This is a genomic window from Vibrio sp. RC586 (genome assembly GCF_000176715.1).
Classification (GTDB): domain Bacteria; phylum Pseudomonadota; class Gammaproteobacteria; order Enterobacterales; family Vibrionaceae; genus Vibrio.
The window spans coordinates 616,385-638,510 of the sequence record NZ_ADBD01000013.1; the positions used below are offsets into that span (position 1 = coordinate 616,385).

22 protein-coding genes are annotated in these 22,126 nt (G+C 47.4%); 13 read left to right on the forward strand and 9 right to left on the reverse strand.

Annotation, left to right across the window (positions count from 1 at the left end):
• Positions 1-215: 215 nt before the first annotated feature.
• The 4 genes from VOA_RS02790 to VOA_RS02775 form a co-directional block, all read right to left on the reverse strand.
• Positions 216-1,349, reverse strand: coding sequence for a flagellin (locus VOA_RS02790; protein WP_000290376.1), 1,134 nt, complete (start codon positions 1,347-1,349; stop codon positions 216-218).
• A gap of 242 nt (positions 1,350-1,591) precedes the next feature.
• Positions 1,592-2,728 (reverse strand): flagellin, encoded by a 1,137-nt coding sequence (locus VOA_RS02785; protein ID WP_001251953.1) that lies wholly within the window; start codon positions 2,726-2,728, stop codon positions 1,592-1,594.
• A gap of 117 nt (positions 2,729-2,845) precedes the next feature.
• Positions 2,846-3,709, reverse strand: coding sequence for a MurR/RpiR family transcriptional regulator (locus tag VOA_RS02780; protein ID WP_000050929.1), 864 nt, complete (start codon positions 3,707-3,709; stop codon positions 2,846-2,848).
• Positions 3,710-3,824: 115 nt separating this feature from the next.
• Positions 3,825-5,093: an amino acid deaminase gene (locus tag VOA_RS02775; RefSeq protein WP_000171585.1), complete on the reverse strand. Its 1,269-nt coding sequence runs from the start codon at positions 5,091-5,093 to the stop codon at positions 3,825-3,827.
• Positions 5,094-5,275: 182 nt separating this feature from the next.
• Here VOA_RS02775 and VOA_RS02770 point away from each other — a divergent pair, with 182 nt between their 5' ends.
• The 7 genes from VOA_RS02770 (at position 5,276) to VOA_RS02740 (ending at position 14,137) form a co-directional block, all read left to right on the forward strand.
• Positions 5,276-6,709: an N-acyl-D-amino-acid deacylase family protein gene (locus VOA_RS02770; RefSeq protein ID WP_000895855.1), complete on the forward strand. Its 1,434-nt coding sequence runs from the start codon at positions 5,276-5,278 to the stop codon at positions 6,707-6,709.
• A gap of 47 nt (positions 6,710-6,756) precedes the next feature.
• Positions 6,757-7,149 carry a RidA family protein gene (locus VOA_RS02765; RefSeq protein ID WP_000023756.1) on the forward strand — a complete coding sequence of 131 codons (393 nt, stop codon included), beginning with the start codon at positions 6,757-6,759 and terminating at the stop codon, positions 7,147-7,149.
• A gap of 215 nt (positions 7,150-7,364) precedes the next feature.
• Complete coding sequence (locus VOA_RS02760; protein ID WP_000099383.1) at positions 7,365-8,882, forward strand: sodium:solute symporter family protein; 1,518 nt, start codon at positions 7,365-7,367, stop codon at positions 8,880-8,882.
• Between the two features lie 62 nt (positions 8,883-8,944).
• Complete coding sequence (locus tag VOA_RS02755) at positions 8,945-9,886, forward strand: sugar kinase (protein WP_000188673.1); 942 nt, start codon at positions 8,945-8,947, stop codon at positions 9,884-9,886.
• 21 nt (positions 9,887-9,907) lie between these two features.
• Positions 9,908-10,537 (forward strand): bifunctional 4-hydroxy-2-oxoglutarate aldolase/2-dehydro-3-deoxy-phosphogluconate aldolase, encoded by a 630-nt coding sequence (locus tag VOA_RS02750; protein WP_000206048.1) that lies wholly within the window; start codon positions 9,908-9,910, stop codon positions 10,535-10,537.
• Positions 10,538-10,573: 36 nt separating this feature from the next.
• Entirely contained in the window at positions 10,574-13,027 is a 2,454-nt protein-coding gene (locus tag VOA_RS02745) for a beta-N-acetylhexosaminidase (protein WP_000831209.1), read from the forward strand.
• Between the two features lie 66 nt (positions 13,028-13,093).
• Positions 13,094-14,137: a lactonase family protein gene (locus VOA_RS02740; RefSeq protein ID WP_001194924.1), complete on the forward strand. Its 1,044-nt coding sequence runs from the start codon at positions 13,094-13,096 to the stop codon at positions 14,135-14,137.
• Positions 14,138-14,275: 138 nt separating this feature from the next.
• Here VOA_RS02740 and VOA_RS02735 read toward each other — a convergent pair whose 3' ends face one another.
• Both VOA_RS02735 and VOA_RS02730 read right to left on the reverse strand, forming a co-directional pair.
• Complete coding sequence (locus VOA_RS02735; RefSeq protein WP_000477158.1) at positions 14,276-15,184, reverse strand: Dyp-type peroxidase; 909 nt, start codon at positions 15,182-15,184, stop codon at positions 14,276-14,278.
• Between the two features lie 65 nt (positions 15,185-15,249).
• A complete protein-coding gene (locus VOA_RS02730) occupies positions 15,250-15,714 on the reverse strand; it encodes a DUF2919 domain-containing protein (RefSeq protein ID WP_001270749.1) in 465 nt (154 codons plus the stop codon).
• 149 nt (positions 15,715-15,863) lie between these two features.
• Between VOA_RS02730 and VOA_RS02725 the strand changes: the two genes are divergently transcribed.
• On the forward strand, positions 15,864-16,223 hold the full coding sequence (locus tag VOA_RS02725) for a DUF2956 domain-containing protein (RefSeq protein WP_000798562.1): 360 nt from the start codon (positions 15,864-15,866) through the stop codon (positions 16,221-16,223).
• A gap of 61 nt (positions 16,224-16,284) precedes the next feature.
• Here VOA_RS02725 and VOA_RS02720 read toward each other — a convergent pair whose 3' ends face one another.
• Complete coding sequence (locus tag VOA_RS02720; RefSeq protein ID WP_000423627.1) at positions 16,285-16,572, reverse strand: winged helix-turn-helix domain-containing protein; 288 nt, start codon at positions 16,570-16,572, stop codon at positions 16,285-16,287.
• Between the two features lie 251 nt (positions 16,573-16,823).
• Between VOA_RS02720 and VOA_RS02715 the strand changes: the two genes are divergently transcribed.
• The 4 genes from VOA_RS02715 to VOA_RS02700 are packed head-to-tail and all read left to right on the forward strand — an operon-like array spanning position 16,824 to position 19,227.
• A complete protein-coding gene (locus tag VOA_RS02715; protein WP_000156588.1) occupies positions 16,824-17,171 on the forward strand; it encodes an ArsC family reductase in 348 nt (115 codons plus the stop codon).
• A gap of 28 nt (positions 17,172-17,199) precedes the next feature.
• Positions 17,200-18,333, forward strand: coding sequence for a succinyl-diaminopimelate desuccinylase (gene dapE / locus VOA_RS02710; protein ID WP_000132402.1), 1,134 nt, complete (start codon positions 17,200-17,202; stop codon positions 18,331-18,333).
• Positions 18,334-18,338: 5 nt separating this feature from the next.
• A complete protein-coding gene (locus VOA_RS02705) occupies positions 18,339-19,013 on the forward strand; it encodes a M15 family metallopeptidase (protein WP_000123367.1) in 675 nt (224 codons plus the stop codon).
• A gap of 1 nt (position 19,014) precedes the next feature.
• Positions 19,015-19,227, forward strand: coding sequence for a DUF2897 family protein (locus VOA_RS02700; RefSeq protein WP_000353174.1), 213 nt, complete (start codon positions 19,015-19,017; stop codon positions 19,225-19,227).
• 107 nt (positions 19,228-19,334) lie between these two features.
• Here VOA_RS02700 and bamC read toward each other — a convergent pair whose 3' ends face one another.
• Together bamC and dapA are read right to left on the reverse strand one after the other, a co-directional pair.
• On the reverse strand, positions 19,335-20,357 hold the full coding sequence (gene bamC, locus VOA_RS02695) for an outer membrane protein assembly factor BamC (protein WP_000672773.1): 1,023 nt from the start codon (positions 20,355-20,357) through the stop codon (positions 19,335-19,337).
• Positions 20,358-20,414: 57 nt separating this feature from the next.
• Complete coding sequence (gene dapA / locus VOA_RS02690) at positions 20,415-21,293, reverse strand: 4-hydroxy-tetrahydrodipicolinate synthase (protein ID WP_000491213.1); 879 nt, start codon at positions 21,291-21,293, stop codon at positions 20,415-20,417.
• 277 nt (positions 21,294-21,570) lie between these two features.
• Here dapA and VOA_RS0118665 point away from each other — a divergent pair, with 277 nt between their 5' ends.
• A complete protein-coding gene (locus tag VOA_RS0118665; RefSeq protein ID WP_000191986.1) occupies positions 21,571-22,113 on the forward strand; it encodes a glycine cleavage system protein R in 543 nt (180 codons plus the stop codon).
• The last annotated feature ends 13 nt before the right edge of the window (positions 22,114-22,126 follow it).

Genomic DNA, 22,126 nt, shown 5'->3' on the forward strand with positions numbered 1-22,126 from the left:
AAGTTGGTAAACCTCGGTGTCTCTCACCTCACCTCGGTTTACCTCATTTCTCTCGTATCTTGTAACGGCGAGAAATACATATCCTTTAGAGAAATTTCAGGCTTTTTTTAAAAAAAAGAAAATCCCCTTCACTTTCGTGAAGTTAGACACTAATTAATGAAACTGGATGCAAATAAAAAATCCAGCCGAAGCTGGATTTTTTTATGGTGTGGGGATTAACCCAGTAGGCTAAGTGCCGCATTTGGCGCTTGTTTCGCCTGAGCCAAGATTGAACTTGACGCTTGAGACAGGATTTGCGATTTGGTAAGAGCGGTTGTCTCTTTCGCGAAATCCGTGTCTTTGATTCGGCTCTTAGAGGCATTAACGTTTTCGTTAATGTTATCCAAGTTGCTGATTGCATGGTTGAAGCGGTTTTGGAACGCACCCAGTTCAGCACGGTGACTATCTACGTATTTCAGTGCAGAGTCGATAACCGCAACCGATTGTTGCGCGCCACCTACTGAGGTTACATCCATAGTATCAACGGTTTCAGCTTTGCCAGCTTGCATGTTCAATGCACCCGCCAGACCACCAGAGAAGGCTACATCACCGGTTACTTTGTTGTTACCAGCAAAGATTTGTAGCTGACCTTTCTCGTTGACAGACGCTTTCACCATGTCGGTTTGACCGTTGATGTAAGTTGCGACTTCTTCGATGTCATCACCTTCTTTAGCATTAACAGTGATGGTTTGATCGTTGCCATCAATATCTTTCAGCGTGAAAGTGATGTCGTTTGCGCCCGCTTGTACTTTCCAGTCTTTGTCTTTGCCTTCAGTTGCAACGTAGCTAGTACCACCCATCATGCGGTTATCGCTGCGCATGTCTTTCAGGGTTAGCATTACCGCCTCACCGTTGTCAGCACCGATTTGGAACGACTTAGTTGAGAAAGTACCGTTCAGTAGTTTGTTACCACCGAATGAGGTTGTTTCAGCAACACGGTTCAGTTCATCATTCAGTGCCGTGATCTCTTCTTGGATCGCAACACGCTCAGATTTGGAGTTCGAGCCGTTCGCAGATTGCAGTGACAAGTCACGCATACGTTGCAGAATGTTGGTGGTTTCATTCATCGCGCCTTCTGCGGTTTGAGCAATTGAAATACCATCATTCGCGTTGCGTACTGCCACATCCAGACCGCGGCTTTGTACATTCAAACGGTTAGAAATTTGTAGGCCGGCAGCATCATCTTTAGCGCTGTTGATTTTAAAGCCTGAAGATAGACGCTCCATTGACGTTTGTTGTGCGTTTGTTGCACCGTTCAAGTAACGTTGTGCTGTCATTGCTGACACGTTGGTATTTACATTTACTGCCATGGTGATTTCTCCAATTGATTTTCCGATGTATCCGGTTTCCGACGTCTCGGAAAACCAAAGTAGTTCTCTCAAAGTTACCTTTTATAACGGCGCCGTTTTTAAATCCTTTAGGAAAAATTTTCGATTTTTTAAGAAAAAAGTTTGTTTGACTAAAAATTAGGCACAAGGCTCTTAAAATGCACAAAAAGTGCACTATGGCACTCAAGATTTATCTTTCATAGACGATATTGGGGGCTTTGCTTTTAATTACGCAGCAGAAACAGCACAAATTTGGGCTGTCGTTTGGCTTGTGCCAGCACCGAGGTGCTGACTTGCTGCAAAATCTGCTGCTTAATCATTTGTGTGGTTTCTTTGGCGTAATCAGCATCTTTAATCCGGCTATTAGAAGCGGCCAAGTTTTCATGCACGTTATCGAGATTACTGATCGCATGGTGGAAGCGGTTTTGCATTGCCCCCAATTCCGATCGATGCCCATCGACATACTTTAGTGCCGTATCAATGACCGAGACAGCGCGTTGCGCACCGCCTGCACTGCTGATATCGAGATTATCCACCGCTTCATAACCCAATAAGTTTATTTGCAATTCGTTGGCTAAACTGCCACTGAACGATAGGGTTCCAGCAGTCTCTTTACCCGCGATGTAAAGTTGAAGCTGCCCTTTTTCATTCACAGAAGCTGAAACTTTATCGGTTTGGCCATTGATGTAAGTCGCCAGCTCTTCAATATCATCGCCTTCTTTCGCTTGGAGCTGAATGTTCTCATTCTCGCCTTGCGCATTGACGTAGTTAATATTGAGTTGCTGCTTACCTTTCGCGACTTGCCACTTTTTATCCGCCATTGCGGAGGCAACGTAGCTAAAGCCGCCCATATCCAAGCTGTCGGATCGCATATTGCGCAGTGAAAGCTGTACCGCCTCACCACTGCTGGCTCCAATCTGGAAACTGGCCTTTTCAAAATGGCCATTGAGCAGTTTTCGCCCAGCAAAAGAGGTAGTTTCAGCAATTCGATTCAATTCATCGTTTAAAGCGGCCATTTCTTCTTGTAATGCGGTTCTTTCAGCGGCGCTGTTCGAGCCGTTGGCCGATTGCAAAGAGAGATCGCGCATACGTTGCAATAGTTGAGTGGTTTCCTGCATCGCCCCTTCTGCGGTCTGCATGATCGAAATGCCATCGTTGGCATTACGCACGGCAATGCTCAGGCCACGCATTTGCGTTTCCAGACGGTTCGATATTTGTAGCCCTGCAGCGTCATCCTTCGCACTGTTAATGCGATTGCCGGAAGAGAGGCGCTCAAGAGATTGATTGAGCATCTCGGAAGCGGAATTGAGATGTCGCTGTGCGACCAGCGCTGACACATTGGTGTTTACCGTCATGGCCATGGCTGCTGCACTCCTCACACTATTGCTTACTTGTTCTTTTATCGGTGCGAGGTGTTTTTTCTTTAATCAAAAAAAACGCTAACCGATCCAGTTAACGTTTTAATGTGCTACCGGCATTTAATCGCCAAGCGGTTGGCGATCTAAACCGCCACGATACGAGTCGAGAGCCAGTTTTAAGCGGCGGAGTTTATCGCGTGAACGGCGTTTGTGGTTGACCGCTAAAGCCATAGACAATACATCTACTAAGGCCAACATGGCATACCGAGAAGCAGATGGTTTATAGATAAAGTCGGTTTCTTGGTGCTCAATTGGCAAAGTGAGGTCTGCGATTTTTGCTAAAGGTGTCGCCTTAGGGGTAATCGCAATCACTTTCACACCGTATTCTTTGGCAAGCTCTGCGCTTTCAATAATGGTGGGTGTGTACCCTGTAGCCGAGAGCATCACAATCACATCATTACCATCGGCAGTTGATGCGATCATGCGTGACATCAGGCCATCATTATAAGCCACGACAGCATAACCTAAGCGAAATAAGCGGTGCTGCATCTCTTGCGAGGCGATGGTCGAGCCTCCGCCCATGCCGATCGCAATCACTTGTCTTGCCTCATGCAGCCACTCGACGGCGGTCGCGATATCCGCTTCATTGATCAAATTTCGGTTGATATCCAGCGACTGTTTAATCGACTCATAGATACCTTGATAACCGCTTTGATCGGGAGGCTCAAGAATAAAGCGCTGACCAACGGTGAGCGTTTGAGCTAGTTTGATCTTCATATCACGAACATTCTTACAACCAACCGCTTTGGCAAAACGCGTAATGGTGGCTTCGCTCACCGCGGCTCTTTCTGCCAGTTCCGTGATACTGGCATTCGCAGCGGTTTCAATATCGTCCATGATCAATTTTGCGACTTTTTTTTCCGCATCGCGTAGCGCACTGAATCGCTCGGTGATCCGAGAAATAATATCGACGTCTAAACTCAACCTAGTGTCCTATTTTTTGCTGTAGGGGGCGATGGTCGGCGTGCCGACCCGAGATGCTCTGCGCCCATTTTTGCCGTGAGTATACCTTAAAGCGAGCGGACTCACGGCGTTCGGTTTAGAAACAAGTCTCAACCCAATGCGTAACTTGATAGTCATCATCACATATTGCGATGGAACGCCACTTATCAATCGTTAAGCATGGATGCGATGTGGAGAACGCGATGATGTCTCCAACATTGAGTTCATTGTCTGAATCAATCTCAATAAAGGCATGCTGATCCATTACCGCTATGGTCTGCGCATTGCCCACCGAAATAAGTTGTCCATTACGATAAGCCCGTTCAGGTGTGGGTAATCCTGCATCAAAAGCCACATCACGCTTACCTAACCCAACCACCAGTCTGTTGCTTTCTGGTCGAGAAAGAACGTGTGCCCAAACTTCAAGAGAAGATTGGAGATCGCCCCCCAGATCGCATGCCACGCCCTGGTTTTTTTCTGCGCGAGCCATCACCTTATTCTGAGCGGCTAAATAAATTCCAGTGTCATGGATTGCATAACAACCGGGGCGAATGATCGCCTCTACATCGTCTAGGTTCGAAAAGCATTCAGAAACCACGTCATACCATGCTGAACCTGCCCCGGTCACCATAGGTTTATCGGCAATCAACACTTCTTGCTTTAAAGCACGGGTTAACGCCAAGGCTTGGCTCAAGAATTGCCGGATCATTTCCTCCGCATTGTCACCATGAATCACCCCTTCGTAGACTTCAATACCACGTAATATGAGATGACTCTGTTGTTGAATGAAGCGGGCAAGCGATAACACTTGGCTTTGATCACGACAACCACAGCGACCGCCTTCCACACCATATTCAATAAGCAGATTGAGCGGGATCTGGCGCTGAGTAAAATATTCCCCCAACACTTTGACGTTGAGTGTTGAATCAACGCAGGTATAAATGTTCACTCCACGCTGCTCAATAAGGTTAGCCACGATGGCCATATTCACCTTGCCGACCAGTTGATTGGCAATGATGATCTGCGTTGCACCTGCGCTAGCGGCCACCTCAGCTTGCGCAGCAGTGGCCACTGTGATCCCCCACGCGCCATGCTCAAGCTGCTGACGAAAGAGACTCGGGATCATGGTTGTTTTGCCGTGTGGACAGAGCTTCACTTGATGCTGCTGCGCAAAACGCTGCATCCAATCTAAATTGTTGTTGAGTTTAGACTGCTGGATGACCGCCGCGGGCAAACTGACCTCTTCATGGATCAGACTGTATTTTTCGGCCACCTCTCGTGAGTTGGCTTGGCATTTTTGCCCAACATCAGGATGGTTAACACATTCATTATGATAGTTTTTATCACGATAACTTTCTAAAGTCATAATAAAAATCCTTCTCTAACATGATTTAACTCTATGATTAATCACAATTGACTCTGTAAAAACTACACACAAGGTTAGAAAGTATCAAACAATAAGAATGTTTATGTGTGAGTTATCACTGATTTTGTAGTGGGGGATTATTAAGATGCATCCATACAAACGAAAAATGAAAAAGGTCACTCATGTTGTTCGATACCCTGATCCAACGTGTAAAAGTCTTCGATGGCAGCGGCGGCCAGCCTTATCACGCTGATATTGCCATTCGCCACGATCGCATTGAACGAATTGGCCAGTTGGATGATGCACGAGCCAAGCATGTGATTAAGGCAGACGGGTTAGCTATCGCCCCAGGTTTTATTGATGTACATACGCACGATGATACTAATGTGATCCGCTTTCCTGAATGTTTGCCAAAGATTAGCCAAGGGGTCACGACCGTTATTGTGGGTAACTGTGGCATTAGTGCTAGCCCCGTTGTTTTAGCCGGAGATCCCCCCGACCCAATGAACTTATTGGGAAAACGCAGCGATTTTCAATATCCAACCTTCGCGAGCTACGCCAAAGCGGTAATAGACGCCCAACCCGCGGTGAATGTCGCGGCCTTAGTCGGCCATACCGCTTTACGTAATAACGTGATGGATAATTTACAGCGCACAGCCACCGATGAAGAAATCGAGAAAATGCGTTTAGCCCTTGATCAAGCGATGCAAGAGGGAGCTCTTGGACTCAGCTCTGGTTTAGCCTACGCCAGTGCCAAGCAAGCCAGTGCCGATGAAGTGATGCGTTTGGCACAAATACTGGGCGATCACGGTGGGATTTATACTACCCACATGCGTACAGAGTTCGAAGAAATTCTGTCTGCAATGCAAGAAGCCTTTGAAACCGGTCAGTTTGCCAAAGTCCCCGTGGTGATTTCCCACCTCAAATGTGCCGGTGCCGGCAATTGGGGCAGAACGGTAGAAGTGCTGGACTTGATGGATAAAGTCTCTCAGCATCAAGATGTGGCTTGCGACTGTTACCCTTATTCTGCGAGTTCTTCCACGCTCGACCTCAAACAAGTATCCGATGATATCGAGATTTACATCACTTGGTCAGAGGCTCATCCAGAACATGCGGGCAAGATGCTGAAACAGATTGCCCAAGAAATGGCAATGCCATTAATGGATACCGCAAAAGCACTTCAACCTGCCGGAGCGGTTTACCACTGCATGGATGAGAACGATGTAAAACGAGTGCTTAAGTACAAATTAACCATGATCGGCTCTGATGGCTTACCGAATGATCCTAAGCCGCACCCTCGTTTATGGGGGACATTCCCCAAGGTGCTGGGGCATTACTGCCGAGAAGAGCAGTTATTTTCTCTGTCAGAAGCCATTCATAAAATGACGGGAATGTCGGCCAAGCGATATAACTTGCAAGGACGAGGGAAAATAAAAATAGGCGCATATGCTGACCTAGTAATATTTAATCCAAAAACAATTAAAGATACTGCAACCTTTGAAAAACCCATTTCTATGGCTAAGGGGATCGAATATGTTTTTGTGAATGGTGCTTTGTCTTATTTTAAAGGTGAAGTGAGTAAAAAAAGAAATGGTACATTTATTTATCGAAAATAAGTGAATCAAAAATTTAAAATAATAAGTTTTAAACACTGGAGAATAATATGTCTATTAAACGTTACGGTGTAGAAGGTGGTACAGGTACCGGTGGTCAACACCTACCTTTTGCAAGAGCCACCGAAGCCGGCGGTTTTCTGTATGTTTCTGGCCAAACACCGATGATCGATGGTGAAGTGGTTGAGGGTGGCATCGTTGAGCAATCACGTCTTGCGATCCAAAACTGTGTCAACATTATGACCGAGGCGGGCTACACCCTTGCAGATGTGGTGCACGTAAAAGTAGTGCTCACCGACTCTCGTTATTTCCAATCGTTCAATAAAGTATTTAAGGAATTCTTTGGTGAACACCCACCGGCGCGTATTTGCATGGTCTGTGATCTCGTTGTGGACGTTAAAGTGGAAGTCGATGTGACTTGCTACCGAGAGGATCGTCGATAAGATTATTTAAATCTACCTAACGTTGAGATAAATCCTGAAGACAAATTATCTTATCTCAACGTTCTTACCCTACAAAATACAAATCAAGCAACAGAGCCAGCAAGTTAATTTAAATACATTCTTGGATGGTGGTTAATTAAATTAGCACAAATAATGAATGATGCTCTGGTGCAATAAATAAAAACTGAATATGGATTATTCTAACGAGGTGTTCCATGAGTAGCACATTTTTTCTTACAGGTTTTGGTGTATATGTCCTTTTTTTAATTTGGCTCGGATGGTTCGTGTCCCGCAACCAAAAATCCGGTGAAGATTTCCTATTGGGTGGCCGCGGTCTGCCATTATTTCTCGTTTTAGGTACCACGGTGGCCACCATGGTCGGTACAGGCTCCAGCATGGGTGCCGTCGGTTTTGGTTATGCCAATGGTTGGGCTGGAGCACTCTATGGCATTGGGGGCGCACTAGGCATTTTGCTGTTGGCTCTCTGGTTTGCCCCGATTCGTAAGCTGAATTTCATGACCATGAGCGAAGAGCTGGCTTATTACGTGGGCGCGCATCGTATTGTGAAGAATGTGGTGGGTTTACTCATCTTCATCGCTTCCATTGGTTGGTTAGGAGCACATATCCTTGGTGGGGGGATGTACCTCGCATGGATTGCTGATATTGAACTGAGTACCGCGAAAATTATCATTGCTGCAGCGTTCACGATTTATGTTGTCATCGGTGGCTATACCGCCGTGGTATGGACAGACACTATCCAAGCCATCATCCTCTTTGTGGGCTTTATTTTGATGGCGGTGCTTTCAGTGCAGCACATCGGTGGCCTAGACAATCTTTACAATGCGATGGATCCGGCCGCCACCAGCTTCCTCGCGATCGAAAAACTCGGACTGCTGCCGGCTATCTCACTTTCTGTGGTGATTGGTGTGGGTGTTCTGGCAACGCCCTCTTTCCGTCAACGGATATACTCTGGGAAAGATGTCTCGACGATTCGTCGCTCATTTGTCGGGTCTGGCATCTTGTATCTGTTCTTCTCCATCATCCCTGCAATCATAGGTATGGCGGCGCATGCCATTGATCCTACATTAGAAAACCCTAACTACTCGTTCCCCTACATTGCCGCCACCGTACTGCCTGCCGGCGTGGGACTTATTGTTTTGATTGCCGGCCTTTCCGCCACTATGTCTAGCGCGAGTTCAGACGCAATTGCTGGGGTATCGATTTTACTGCGTGATGTCTATGTCATGTTCACAGGCCGAGTACCAAACAAAGAATCCATGTTGAATTACTCTCGTCTTGCGTTGGTCGTCGTGATCGGTTGTGCTTTGCTCTTCGCTCTCACCTCCAATGACATCATCGGCTACATCACTAAGATGATTTCAACTGTCATGTCCGGCATGTTTGTGTGCGGAATGCTCGGTCGCTTCTGGAAACGCTACAATTGGCAAGGTGCACTCGCCACGCTCGTGGGAGCCTCCGCCGCCTCATTCACTGTGATGTTCAACGCTGATTTGACGGCTTTTTGGGGTAACCCTGTCATTCCTTCTTGCCTGTTTGCTTTGACCTTAGGGGTTATCGTCAGCCTTGTAACCCCTGCTAACCAAGTCACCCCTGAGATGGCTAGAGCCATCCTTGATGATGAGCGAGCGCTGATGGAAATGGAGTTATCCGATAACGGCCAGCTAGAAGAAGATCTGTCTTTGCAAAACCGTAAAGTGACACAAAATTCTTGATGATTCAGTTCCCAAACACGGTGGCTCGATGAGCCACCATCTTTGACAAGGTTAGCCTCTCTATGACACCTCCATTTCATATCGCATTCTTTGGTGAATGCATGATCGAACTTAGTGGCCTTCCTCTCAAAAAAGGCTTTGGCGGCGATACACTCAACACCGCACTCTACCTTGCGCGCCTAACAGCGAACCGCCCAATCACGGTGAGTTACGCCACTGGATTGGGTACAGATCCTCTTTCTGAACAGCTACTTACCGCTTGGCAAGAAGAAGGGATCCACACCACTCTTGTGCAGCAATATAGCGATAAGCTGCCAGGACTCTATCTGGTTGAAACCGATCCGCAAGGCGAGCGCCGTTTTATGTATTGGCGAGACAACGCCGCAGCAAAAAGTTATTTCACCGCTACAGCGCCAAGCAAATTAGAGCAAGCCATCCAGCGTGGTGAGATCGATTGTGTGTATCTCAGTGGTATCAGCTTAGCGATCCTCAATGACACTAGTAAACAGCAGCTTATTAACACCCTGCGTGATTTTTCACAGAGCGGTGGCACTATCATTTTTGACAATAATTTCCGCCCCCAATTGTGGGGTGCGGAGCACGCTCGCACTTGGTACAGCCAACTACTGCCACTTGTCGATATTGCTCTGATCACAGAACAGGATGATCAACACATCTGGGGCGACGAGGAAAGTGTCGAGCAACGTTGTGCGCGATTTGGCTGTAAAGAGATCGTTATCAAGCGTGGCAGCCATCCCTGTAAAGTCATTTGGCGGCAAAATGGTGAGCCACATCAAGCATTTGTCGCCACGCAGCCGGTGACGAATGTCGTTGATACTTGCGCGGCTGGGGACTCCTTTGCCGCAGGCTATTTAGCGGCACGTCTCAGCGGTCAAAGTGCCGAAGCTTCAGCGGAGTTGGGTCACCAACTGGCTTCGATTGTGATCCAATTTTCAGGGGCGATCATTCCTAAAGCGGAAATGGCCCACCTCACTCTTTGCTAATTTTTTACTGGGTATAAAACAATGACAACAGAAATTATCAACAAACTTAAGCGGTTCAAAATTATTCCTGTTATTCAAATCAACCACGTTGGACACGCCATTCCTTTAGCTAAGGTACTGATAGAAAATGGTTTACCTGTCGCTGAAGTAACATTTCGGACACCAGCGGCGGCAGCATCAATCCAAGCAATGCGTGAAGCCTATCCTGAAATGTGTATTGGGGCTGGAACCGTGCTGAATGCCGAACAAGTGGAGCAAGCCAAAGCCGTGGGTGCTGAGTTTATCGTTGCTCCGGGCTTAAACCCAAATACCGTTCGCTACTGCCATAACATAGGGATGCCGATTGTACCGGGGATCAACAACCCAAGTCAGGTAGAACAAGCGCTTGAGCTCGGTCTGACCTTGTTAAAATTCTTCCCTGCGGAAGCATCGGGCGGTATCGCAATGGTGAAATCCCTGCTCGCACCGTACGTTGATGTTCAGCTGATGCCTACAGGTGGCATTGGCAAAAACAACATCAATGATTATCTCGCACTAGAGCGCGTGGTGTGCTGTGGCGGAACTTGGATGGTCGCCCCTCAACTGATTGAGAATGAACAGTGGGATGAAATTGGTCGTTTAGTTCGTGAAGCTGTTGAGTTAGTCGCATAACAGCAAGCTGAGTATAAAAATCAAAGGAAAAATCCCATGAAAAGATCAACGCTTGCTTTATTCATTTCCGGATTACTAAGTACAAACCTGATGGCAATGGCTCCCTCCACACCTTTAAACCTCATGCCTTATCCACAAAGCGTGGAATTGGGCGTTGGCACAGTCAATATTGATAAAAACTTCAGCATTTACATCAAAGGATTCGATTCGGATCGGGTGCAGTTTAATGCCAAACGTACGATGGATCGCTTGTACCGCCAAACTGGTCTTCCCATGCTGCACTGGCAAGCGAAGTCTGAACAGACGGCGACATTAGTGATTGATATTCGCCAAGGTCCTAAAGAGGAAGTGCAGAATCTGGAAAGCGATGAGTCATACCAACTGACCATAAGCGATGGGCAAATCCATATCTCATCTCCCCGTCCATATGGTGCATTCCACGCTCTGGAAACCTTTCTGCAACTAGTACAAACCAATGCCAAGGGATATTCGGTTCCAGTGGTGTCAATTCAAGATGCGCCGCGCTTTAAGTGGCGTGGAGTCTCTTACGACACTGCGCGCCACTTCATCGAACTCGATGTCATTTTGCGCCAACTGGACGCGATGGCATCCGCAAAGATGAACGTTTTTCACTGGCATATTTGGGATGACCAAGGGATCCGCATCCAACTGGATAGCTACCCTAAGCTTTGGGAAAAAAATTCGGACGGCGACTACTACACCAAAGAGCAGATTCGCTATGTGGTCAACTATGCTCGCAATCTCGGTATTCGTGTGATTCCTGAAATCTCATTACCTGGTCATGCTTCTGCCGTAGCTCATGCCTATCCGGAACTGATGTCTGGCCTCGGTGAGCAGTCTTACCCTCAGCAACGGGCTTGGGGGGTCTTCGAGCCACTGATGGATCCAACCAATCCAGAGCTGTACACCATGCTTGCCCGTGTTTTCGATGAAGTCGTAGCACTCTTCCCTGACGAGTATTTCCACATTGGGGGAGATGAGCCGAACTACCAACAATGGAAAGATAATCCGAAGATCCAGCAATTCATTAAAGACAATCACCTCGATGGTGAACGTGGCCTGCAATCTTACCTCAATACCAAGGTTGAGCAGATGCTTGCCGAACGAGGTAAGAAGATGTCCGGCTGGGATGAGATCTGGCATAAGGATCTGCCTAAATCAATTGTTATTCAAAGCTGGCGAGGACACGACAGTATTGGCAGTGCAGCGAAGCAGGGGTACCGAGGCGTTCTGTCTACCGGTTACTATCTCGATCAGCCGCAACCGACCAGCTATCACTATCGCAACGACCCCATGCCAACGGGCATTACGGTGGATGATACCCTGCACAGTGGCGAAAAGTTCGAAACTTACAACTGGGTAAAACCGAGAAATAAGGGTGGCCCCCGTCATGGTAATTTAACCATTATCGAAGCCAAAGACGGCACTTTCCGTGCATTTACTGACTACAACGGCAAATCACGCCAAGAAGTCCACATTCTCGACTACCAACCTGGCATTAAATTTCGCGGCCATATGGACAACTTCATGTCTTACACCGAATTCAACTATGAATTTGCTGAGGGTAAGTTGAAAGAGAGCAGCTATCAGCTGATTGGAAATGTTCGATGGCCCACCACCGGTGAGCAGGTGGCTGGGACAGCAATCAAAGGCAGCGTCATTCCCAAGCCGGAGGGAGGCTACCCAGCCGAGCTGCAAGGCGATGAAAAAGATCTGATTTTAGGTGGTGAAATCACCATTTGGGGGGAAAACCTAGACTCACTGACCATAGAGCAGCGGTTGTGGCCGCGTAGTTATGCGATTGCTGAACGCTTATGGTCTAGCCAAACGCTGACCGATGAGCGCAGCATGTATCAACGCATGACAGTAATGGATACTTGGTCTGAAATCTCGTTAGGGCTTCGCCATCATGCCAATCAGAGCATCATGTTAAAGCGCTTAGCCAATGGTGCCGATGTTGCCGCATTGCAGACGTTAGCAAAATACATTGAGCCCGCTCAGTATTATGCTCGCCATTGGGAAAAATGGATTTCAACCCCCAACAAAGGCGATCTCTACAACCAGTATGAGCGCTTAAACCGATTTGCCGATGCCTTACCAGTAGAGAGTTTGGCGGTTTACGCGATGAATGACTTGGTGACTCAATTCGCCCAAGGTGATACTGATGCATTAGATAAATTGACCATGCACTATCAAAAGGCCGCGTTAGCGGCTCAACAAGCGAAGCCGATTTTCGCCAATAACATCGCTTCTATTGAGACGGTAAAAGTGGCGGATGCGACCCTAAAAGTCGCCCAGCTCGCCAACATTTTGCTCGAACGGGCAAAACAAGGAAAATCCGTGCCGACGGCAGAAGCTACTGAATACCAAGCGATTCTTGATGCGCATGCCATCATCTTTGATGAAACCATCATCGCTATCGTCAAGCCGACTCAAAGCTTACTCCACACTTTAGCGAAGAAGTCTTGATACGCAGAGCCGCCAGATCCAACTGGCGGCGTTCATTTGATAAGGTTTAAGGATAAAATCATCGCTATGCAAACCAGTGGACACTTAACATTTTACGTAGGCACTTACACCGATGAACCTAGCCACAGTCGAGGTATTGCGCAGATTCACCTCAACCCACACACAGGTGAACTCACTAGGCTTGAAGATTTCGCACCTCTGCGTAATCCATCCTACCTGACGCAATCATCACAAGCCGTCTATAGCTTCTCGGAAGTCGCTCAACAAGAGGGTGCAGAGTTAGTGTGTATCATCAACCAACAGACTCATACCTTGCCTATCGCAGGGGACTATCCATGTCATGTGGCAGCCTCTCCGGATGCCAAATACCTTGCCGTGGCGAATTATGGCTCAGGCAATGTTTGTGTTTACGCACTCGACCAACAAGGAAAACCCACTCACGTAGTCGCAGACTTAGCAGCCAACTTAGCAACGAAGGAGCAAGACTCAACGCCCGAACGGCCGATCACACCGCATGCTCATCAAGTGTTTTTTCAGAGCACAGAACCTCGATTGGTCACGGTTGATTTAGGCTGCGATGCCATACGTTTCTATCATCACGATGAGCAAGGGTTTCGCCTGCAACAAGTCTTACCCCTTTCCACGGGGTCAGGGCCAAGACACTTAGTCTTTAATCGTGCGGAAGATACGGCCTATGTGGTATGTGAACTGAGTGAAACGCTAGTGGTGATCACCAAAACGGCTGAGGGTTGGCAAGTGCAGCACCAAGCCGATTTACTCCCTCAACAGGCAAAAGGTGCGGCCGCTGGCGCGATCAAGCTCTCTGCCGATGAGCGCTTTGTGTATGTCTCATGCCGGCATCAAAATGCCATCAGTTGCTTTGCGATACAGGGCTCTGATATTCAATGGCACAGTATGCAGGAGTGCGGCGGAAGGTTTCCTAGAGACTTTTCTCTCTCGTCTTGTGAGCAGTGGCTGATAGTGGCTAACCAACATTCAAATAATTTAGCCAGTTTTAGACGCAATCCAAGCGATGGTCGCTTACAAGCAAGCGGCTATCAATGTCATGTTGATGCCCCAGTATGTGTGTTAGAACAAAACCCTCGATAAGAAAGATTAAGGCGTACGCGGCTTTCCCTACTCTATCGACCTCAAAATCACTAAGGCCGCTCCTAAAACCTTATGAGTTTAAACATATTGCCCGAGGCATACTCAACCCGCCTCGGGCAATACAAAAGAGCACAACGCTTACTGAGCTTTTAAGCTCAAGCCTTGTAGCATCGCTTGGGATGGCGCAAAGAAATAAGCCCCTGTCACGGCTTTGGTAAAGCGCAGCAATTGGTCTGTTTTTCCATCGGTCACACCATACATGCTTTCCAGCATGGTTTTAAAATTATGCAGCGTATGACAGTAAGCAATAAACAGTAGGCCGTGATCACCGCTCACGCTGCCATACGGCAGGCTGTGACGAACAATCTTTAATCCTTTGCCTTCTTCTTTAATATCCACTCGACCTACATGCGAAGCCGCCGGAACATTTTCCAGCTCGACAGAATCTGGCTTAGTACGACCAATCACTTTTTCTTGTGCCGCTAAGTTGAGGCGATTCCACGCCGGCAAATTATGCACAAAGCGTTGCACCATCACGTAGCTGCCACCTGCAAATTCACCATCAGCGACTAAAGCCACTTCCGCACGTTTCTCCGCTTTCGGGTTTTCTGTGCCATCAATGAACTCGGTCATGTCTCGTGCATCTAAGTAACGGAAACCGTAGGTTTCGTCTACCACTTCAATATCTTCAGCGATATCACTGATCCCTTTACGCAGGGCATAAAACAGCAAGTCGTGACGCGTAGAGTGGCAGTGAATCAACACATCAACATCGGTAGTTGGTGCATGAATATCCCCTTCCCCCAACTCTGGGAAATCAATCAACTCTGGCGGTAAAGCCACATCAAGCTGATCCCAAAAACCTTTGCTAAATGCCAGTGATAGCGTGAGCTCTGCCCCCGGTTGGTTTTGATTTATTTCTTCAATTAATGCAGGTAAAGCCTTGAGCGCATGCAAAACATTGGCGTGGTTCTGGCGAACTTTAATCAGTGTGTACAGGGCAAACGGGCCAGCTTCCGGCAAGATTGCGGTCTGTGACTTAAACATAATGAGTCCTCACTTTTAGGTTTTGCTCAGTGTAATAAAAAGTAATAGCACAGTGTTGATGGCGATCATGCCTTCTCCAACACTGGGGTTTGTAAACTGTCTTTGACGTGGCGACTCTGCACAAGGTAAATGCCAAACCACAGCAGCAAGACTAACGTTAAAGCGTTAGCCCAGTGAAATGCGCCTTGCTGTAAATAGACATGGAAAGCCGTTTGAATAGCCTGACCGATGACGGTCAACAAAGTCATTGCACGACCTTGAGCCACGATTCGATTGACCCATCCACGTTGTGGGTTACGCAATGTAATCAACCACATTAAGCTGAGAATAGGAACGCCCATCCCCAACCCTACATAAAGCAACGAATGATCAGGATAGATTAAAGAGAGCAAACGCGAACCATGTTCACGGCTCACTCCCGCCATCACGAACATCACCCAAGCCCGAATAAGAAACAGCCATCCTAGCCATAGCCATATCGGCGCTTTTAAAAATCCTTGACTATCATACTGTTCTAGCGAGTAACGCACGATTTTCTCTATTGATAAAACACGGGCTTCCCACTCTAGCGCAATTGAGCCAAATCGCCACCGCTAATTCTACTCACGCCGATTTTTCTCCCTAAGGCTCGCATGTTAGTCTTAACCCACTACACTAGCGTTATCACAATGAGCAGAGCATGAAAAATAGTACGCCTATTCCTTCCGAACAAACCCAACAAGAAGCCCTTAGAATTGCCAAAGCGACTCAGCGCCCAGCACAAACTAAAGAGCAGACAAAACTTATCGCACAAGGGATCGAAAAAGGCATTGCCCTGTACAAGAAGCAGCAAAAAGAGAAGCACAGACAAGCGGATAAGCTGCGTAAAAAAGCCTTAAAAGCCAAGCTATCTTCGACAACGGAAATTTGTGTGGAAGAAGACTACACATCAGAGTTCATTGACGCACCACAAGCTAACCAAACCAAAATCGCATGGGGGTTACTGGTGATCAGTTGGGTAGGGTTTATTGCATACTGGCTATGGCAAAACCAGTTATAAGAGAGTCAATCGCACTAAGCAGTGCTTAGTGATGCCAAGAAAAAAGCCAGCGATGCTGGCTTTAAGCACAAAATCCTAGACTTGCCGCAATGTCTTTCTTGCGTTCAGTGACCCATTGACTGTCAAACGGCCCCCAATCAGAGAGTTGGTAATAACCATCGTTATGTCGACGACCATCTTGTACGAAACTCAACTCAATCCCGATACCTGGCATAGCTTTGATCACATCTTGAATGGTGCGACGAGGCCAGCCTGTCTTTTCAATCAGTTTAGGGACATTCGGCCGCTCAAGGCTTTCCACTAACAAAGCTAAATACAAGCGCCTTGCAAAAACAGGACTCAATTCCATTGATACCTCCTAAAGTGTGCTGTGCCCATTATTTCTGTTTTACTGTGCCATGTGTTGCGTTTGATCAAGAACTTGCCAATCGATTTCCCCTAGCCAGCTATTTTTTCTTTGCGTGAAATATCTACATCACACTTTTGTCTCAGCAGTCCCTTCCTGTTAGGATTGAACGCACAATAATCAAAGGTTGCATTGAGCATACCTCACCAAGCAACCCATTCAGCATTTGAATTAGGACGAAAGTAAGGATAAGCATGACTATCACTCTGTATGGTATTCCCAACTGTGACACGATAAAAAAAGCGCGTAAGTGGTTGGAGCAAGAGGGTATTTCATACCAGTTTCACGACTACCGCAAAGATGGTATCACACCGGAGCTCGTCACTGGGTTTTGTGACCGATTAGGCTGGGAACAAGTGCTCAACAAACGCGGAACGACTTTCCGTCAGCTCAGTGATGAGCAAAAAACCACGTTGAATGCCGACAATGCCGTGGCGTTCTTAGTGGAACAACCGGCGATGATTAAGCGCCCGATTTTACAACGTCAAGATGAGCTGTATCTTGGCTTTAGCGATGCGCAGTACCGCGCTCTTTTTTCTTAAGCTTTTTCTGAATACAAGGATTTCAAGGATGACAGATAGCCCTGTACTGGCTCTGGCAAAAGATCTCATTAGCCGCCAATCAGTGACCCCTGCAGATGCAGGCTGCCAAGATGTAATGATTGCACGCTTAAAAGCGCTTGGATTTGAAATTGAAGGCATGGTGTTTGAAGACACCACCAATTTTTGGGCTCGCCGCGGCACACAATCTCCTCTGTTTGTCTTTGCAGGACACACCGATGTCGTGCCTGCTGGCCCTCTAGCGCAGTGGCACACCCCGCCGTTTGAACCCACAGTGATTGATGATTTCCTGCATGGACGTGGCGCCGCGGATATGAAAGGCTCACTGGCTTGTATGATTGTGGCTGTGGAACGTTTTATTGCCGAACATCCCGATCACCAAGGTTCAATCGGCTTTTTGATCACCTCCGATGAAGAAGGTCCTTTCATCAACGGCACCGTACGCGTAGTGGACACTCTGATGGCTCGTAATGAGATGATCGATATGTGCATCGTTGGTGAACCATCCAGTACCTTAGCGGTCGGTGATGTGGTGAAAAATGGCCGTCGTGGCTCCATCACGGGTGATTTGAAGGTGAAAGGCACACAAGGCCATGTCGCTTATCCGCATCTGGCCAATAACCCTGTACACAAAGCGCTACCAGCCCTAGCCGAGCTTGCGGCAACTCAATGGGATGAAGGCAACGCGTATTTCCCCCCCACCAGCTTTCAGATCCCGAATTTGCAAGCGGGTACTGGCGCCTCTAACGTGATCCCAGGGGAATTTGATGTCCAATTCAACTTCCGCTTTAGCACCGAACTGACTGATGAGGAGATCAAACGCCGCGTACATTCGGTTTTGGATGCTCACGGATTGGATTACGACCTGAAATGGACGCTCAGTGGTCAACCCTTCCTGACTGATGCGGGTGAACTGCTCGCCGCTGTCGTTGCTGCGGTTGAAGAAGTAAATCATCAAGCCCCAGCGCTACTGACTACGGGTGGAACCTCCGATGGTCGCTTTATCGCCCAAATGGGTGCACAAGTGGTGGAACTGGGGCCTGTCAATGCCACCATCCATAAGGTTAACGAATGTGTGCGGATCACTGATTTGGAAAAATTAACCGACATGTACCAAAAAACCTTAAACCATCTTCTAGGCTAACTATGATGACGGCAGAGCAGCTGACCGGACAAACTGACACCCATTTGCAGTCAGTGCTGGTAGGACAAAAAGCGTTTCAAATTCATCCGCAAGTCAGTGCAGATCTATTGGCTCTCAGACAAGCGGCGCTCCATGCTGGATTTAATCTGTGCATCGCGAGTGGTTTTCGCTCTTTTGAGCGCCAGTTGAGCATCTGGAATCAAAAGATGACCGGTCAAAAACCGATCTTGGATGAACAGAGTCAACCACTGGAAATCGCAACATTGAGTGAAAAAGAGAAAGTGCTGGCGATTTTACGTTGGTCTGCGCTGCCCGGTACAAGCCGTCACCATTGGGGAACGGATTTTGATGTCTATGACCGAGATGCTCTACCTGAAAACACTCGTTTACTGCTTGAGCCTTGGGAATACCTAAGTGGTCATCAAAACAAGTTTTATCAGTGGTTAAGCGCCAACCTTGCACAGTTTGGTTTTTTCCTGCCTTACCAGCATGGGCAAGGAGTGGGGTTTGAGCCTTGGCACATCAGTCACCAGCAGACAGCGCAGCAGTGCCTAAGCCAGCTCTCTGAATCGTTACTGAGTGAGCAGCTTGCACTCGTATCACTAGAAGGTAAAACGGCGATCCAAGCCATGTTGCCGGAAATTTATCAACGCTTCATCACAAACATTTGTGAGGTATAAGATGGATATATTGTTTAACCCTTGGGTCATATCCTTGGTGGTGGTTGCGGTGATTGTCGGCAACATTGCGGCGCTGAAATACACGGCCAACATGAAATTGGGACAGATGGATAAAAAAAGCGAACTGGATCAACTCAATGAAATTGATCAGCAGCGCTACCCGCACACCAATGATGCAGATAACCCCTCTGGCGACACCAAAGAAAAACCGTAACCCAGCACCAACCACAATATTCATCATCACAATATTCAGTGACACGCCAAATAATTGAGGGATGTATAAACATCCCTCAATCTTAAATTTCACCACTCACTGGCAAACTATTTCTTATCCACCATCACAGAAAGAACCGGCACCATCTCTTTAAGTAACGCTTCATTGACAGGCTTTCCAACCGAATCCGTCACGTTGATCGAAGTACGGTTACCTAAATCACCAAACAAGAAAGTATAAGTTCCCGATTTTAGCTCAATTGGCTTAACACCAACCTCTTGCCAGAAGGTATCATCCGGCGATGCGTATTTCGCTTTGATGGTACCTTGTGATTGGTTGCGTTCTTCAATAGTGAAACCCATTTTAGGAAGCAATTCAGGCAAACGCTGCCAGAGCACCTCATAAGGAGTACGCGCAATTATCACAGGGAGCCCACTGCGGTCGGCCCCCATGGTGATTGGAATCTGCTTCACCAACTCTTGAGCACGACGCGCAGCTTCAGCACGAACATCAGAATCATAACGAGTGGTCACCAAATTAGTCATAAAGGCGTTGTAACGTTCTTTATTAGTGGTGGTCACCGTTTGGACCTGATCATTCTCACGCCAACCGATCAGCGAGATTTTAAAACCAAAGCGATTATTGCTTTCCACCATCGACATTAGGTAACGACTACCTATAGTGACGTCTTCATCTTCAGAAACCCAGTCTACCCAGTCGGTTTCGACCATAGAATCCGTTTGTTTACGCAGCGGAATTTTCCGCTCAGCAATCATCTTTAAGGCGGTATCCCACACTTTTTGTGCTTCATCTTGGCGCAGCATCCATAACGTGACCTCACCATTTTTTTGGCGTTCTGCACGCGCACCGGGGATCAACTCCAACACTTGCTGTGGCGGACGAATATCCACGACACGACCAACACCGCCGTGGAATTTACCTTGTGGGATATCATAGTTAGGGTAAAACTGCGGGGTGGCACCTTGCGGTAATACCCAAGGCTTTAATTCTGTGGTTTCGAGGTAGTCGAAATCGTCTTTGGCTTGGCGTCGTTGCGTCGGGCTGCTGGAGCAAGCACTTAAAACCAAAACAGCCAGTGAACCGAGAACTAGCTGGCGAGAAAACTTCATTGAAACTCCTAAAAATTGCCGGGGTAAGGACACCCCGGCATTGTAATGGATAGCGCCTTAATAAATACAGGCTTCAGACAGTGCTTGGGCAACAATTGGGCGAGCTTGTTCCGAGAGTTGGGTCAAAGGTAGACGCAGATCACCATTCGCAATCAGTCCCATCTTGTGCGCCGCCCATTTGACTGGAATTGGGCTAGATTCAATGAACAGATTTTTATGCAACGTCATCAAACGTTGATTGATAATTGCCGCTTCTTCAAACTTACCTTCCAGTGCCAAATGCATCATTTTTGCCATATCTGCAGCGGCGATATTATTGGTCACAGAAATCACACCTTGTCCGCCGAGTTTCACAAACTCAAGGCCCGTTGCATCATCACCGCTGAGCAACACAAAACCGTCTCGGCACATTTCACGGTGCTTTGCTACACGGCTTAAATCCCCCGTTGCATCTTTTAGAGCCACGATATTTTTGATTTCAGAAAGGCGAGCCACCGTTTCAGGGCGCATATCTACCGCTGTGCGTCCTGGCACGTTGTACAAGATCACCGGAATATCAGTCTCTTGCGCAATCGCGTTGTAGTGCAAAAACAGCCCTTCTTGAGTCGGCTTATTGTAGTAAGGGGTCACACTCAAATAACCCGAAATACCAGTATTATGGAGTAGACGGCTAAAGGTGACGGCTTCGTGAGTCGCATTCGCTCCCGTTCCCGCAATAATCGGCAGACGGCCCTCAGCAAATTCCACCGTTTTCGCAACAACCTTAACGTGTTCCTCGACCGTTAGCGTAGCAGACTCTCCGGTGGTACCGACCGAAACAATCGCATCAGTGCCAGCATCGACATGGAAATCCACCAGTTTTTTCAGGCTGATGTAATCCACCTCGCCGTCTGGTGTAAATGGGGTAATTAACGCAACGATACTTCCTGAAAACATGTCTATCTCCCTAATCTGATACTCTCAGCATGGTAATGCATGGCGCTAAAAAAAGACAAGCGGAGAAATAGGCTTAAATCGCCATGCGGATGAATATTGATAAGATGCCCTCATTAAAACGGCATCTGGGTATCTCGCCTTTATACACCGAGCTTCTCGACAGGTGTCAAACTGCGGTCATTTTCAGGCAGAGAGCACGGAAAAACGCACTTGGTCACGGTTTTTCTACACTTTAACTGTGTTAACATGCCCGAAAAATCATCTCAAAAGTGACAGTATGACTCAGCATCTTGTGATCACCGCCGTGGGCACCGACAGACCCGGCATTTGTAATGAAGTGGTTCGATTGGTTACCCAAGCGGGTTGCAATATCATCGATAGCCGTATCGCTTTGTTTGGCAAAGAATTTACTCTATTGATGTTAATTTCTGGCTCTCCGAGCAATATTACTCGCATCGAAACCACTCTGCCTTTACTTGGTCAGCAACATGATCTGATCACCATGATGAAACGTACTTCACCTCATGATCATCAAAGTCATGCTTATACCGTTGAAGTGTACGTTGAGTCAGACGACAAATTGGGACTGACTGAGAAATTCACCCAATTCTTCGCTGAACGCCAGATCGGTATGGCATCACTCAGTGCGCAAACCATCAGCAAAGACAAATTGCATAGTGAACAAGATCAGTTCCATATTACCATCAGTGCGCGCGTGGATTCAGGTTGTAACTTGATGCAATTGCAGGAAGAGTTTGATGCATTGTGTGAACAACTTGATGTTCAAGGTTCACTTAATTTTGTAAAAAACAGTCAGTAATCAAAGGGAACAC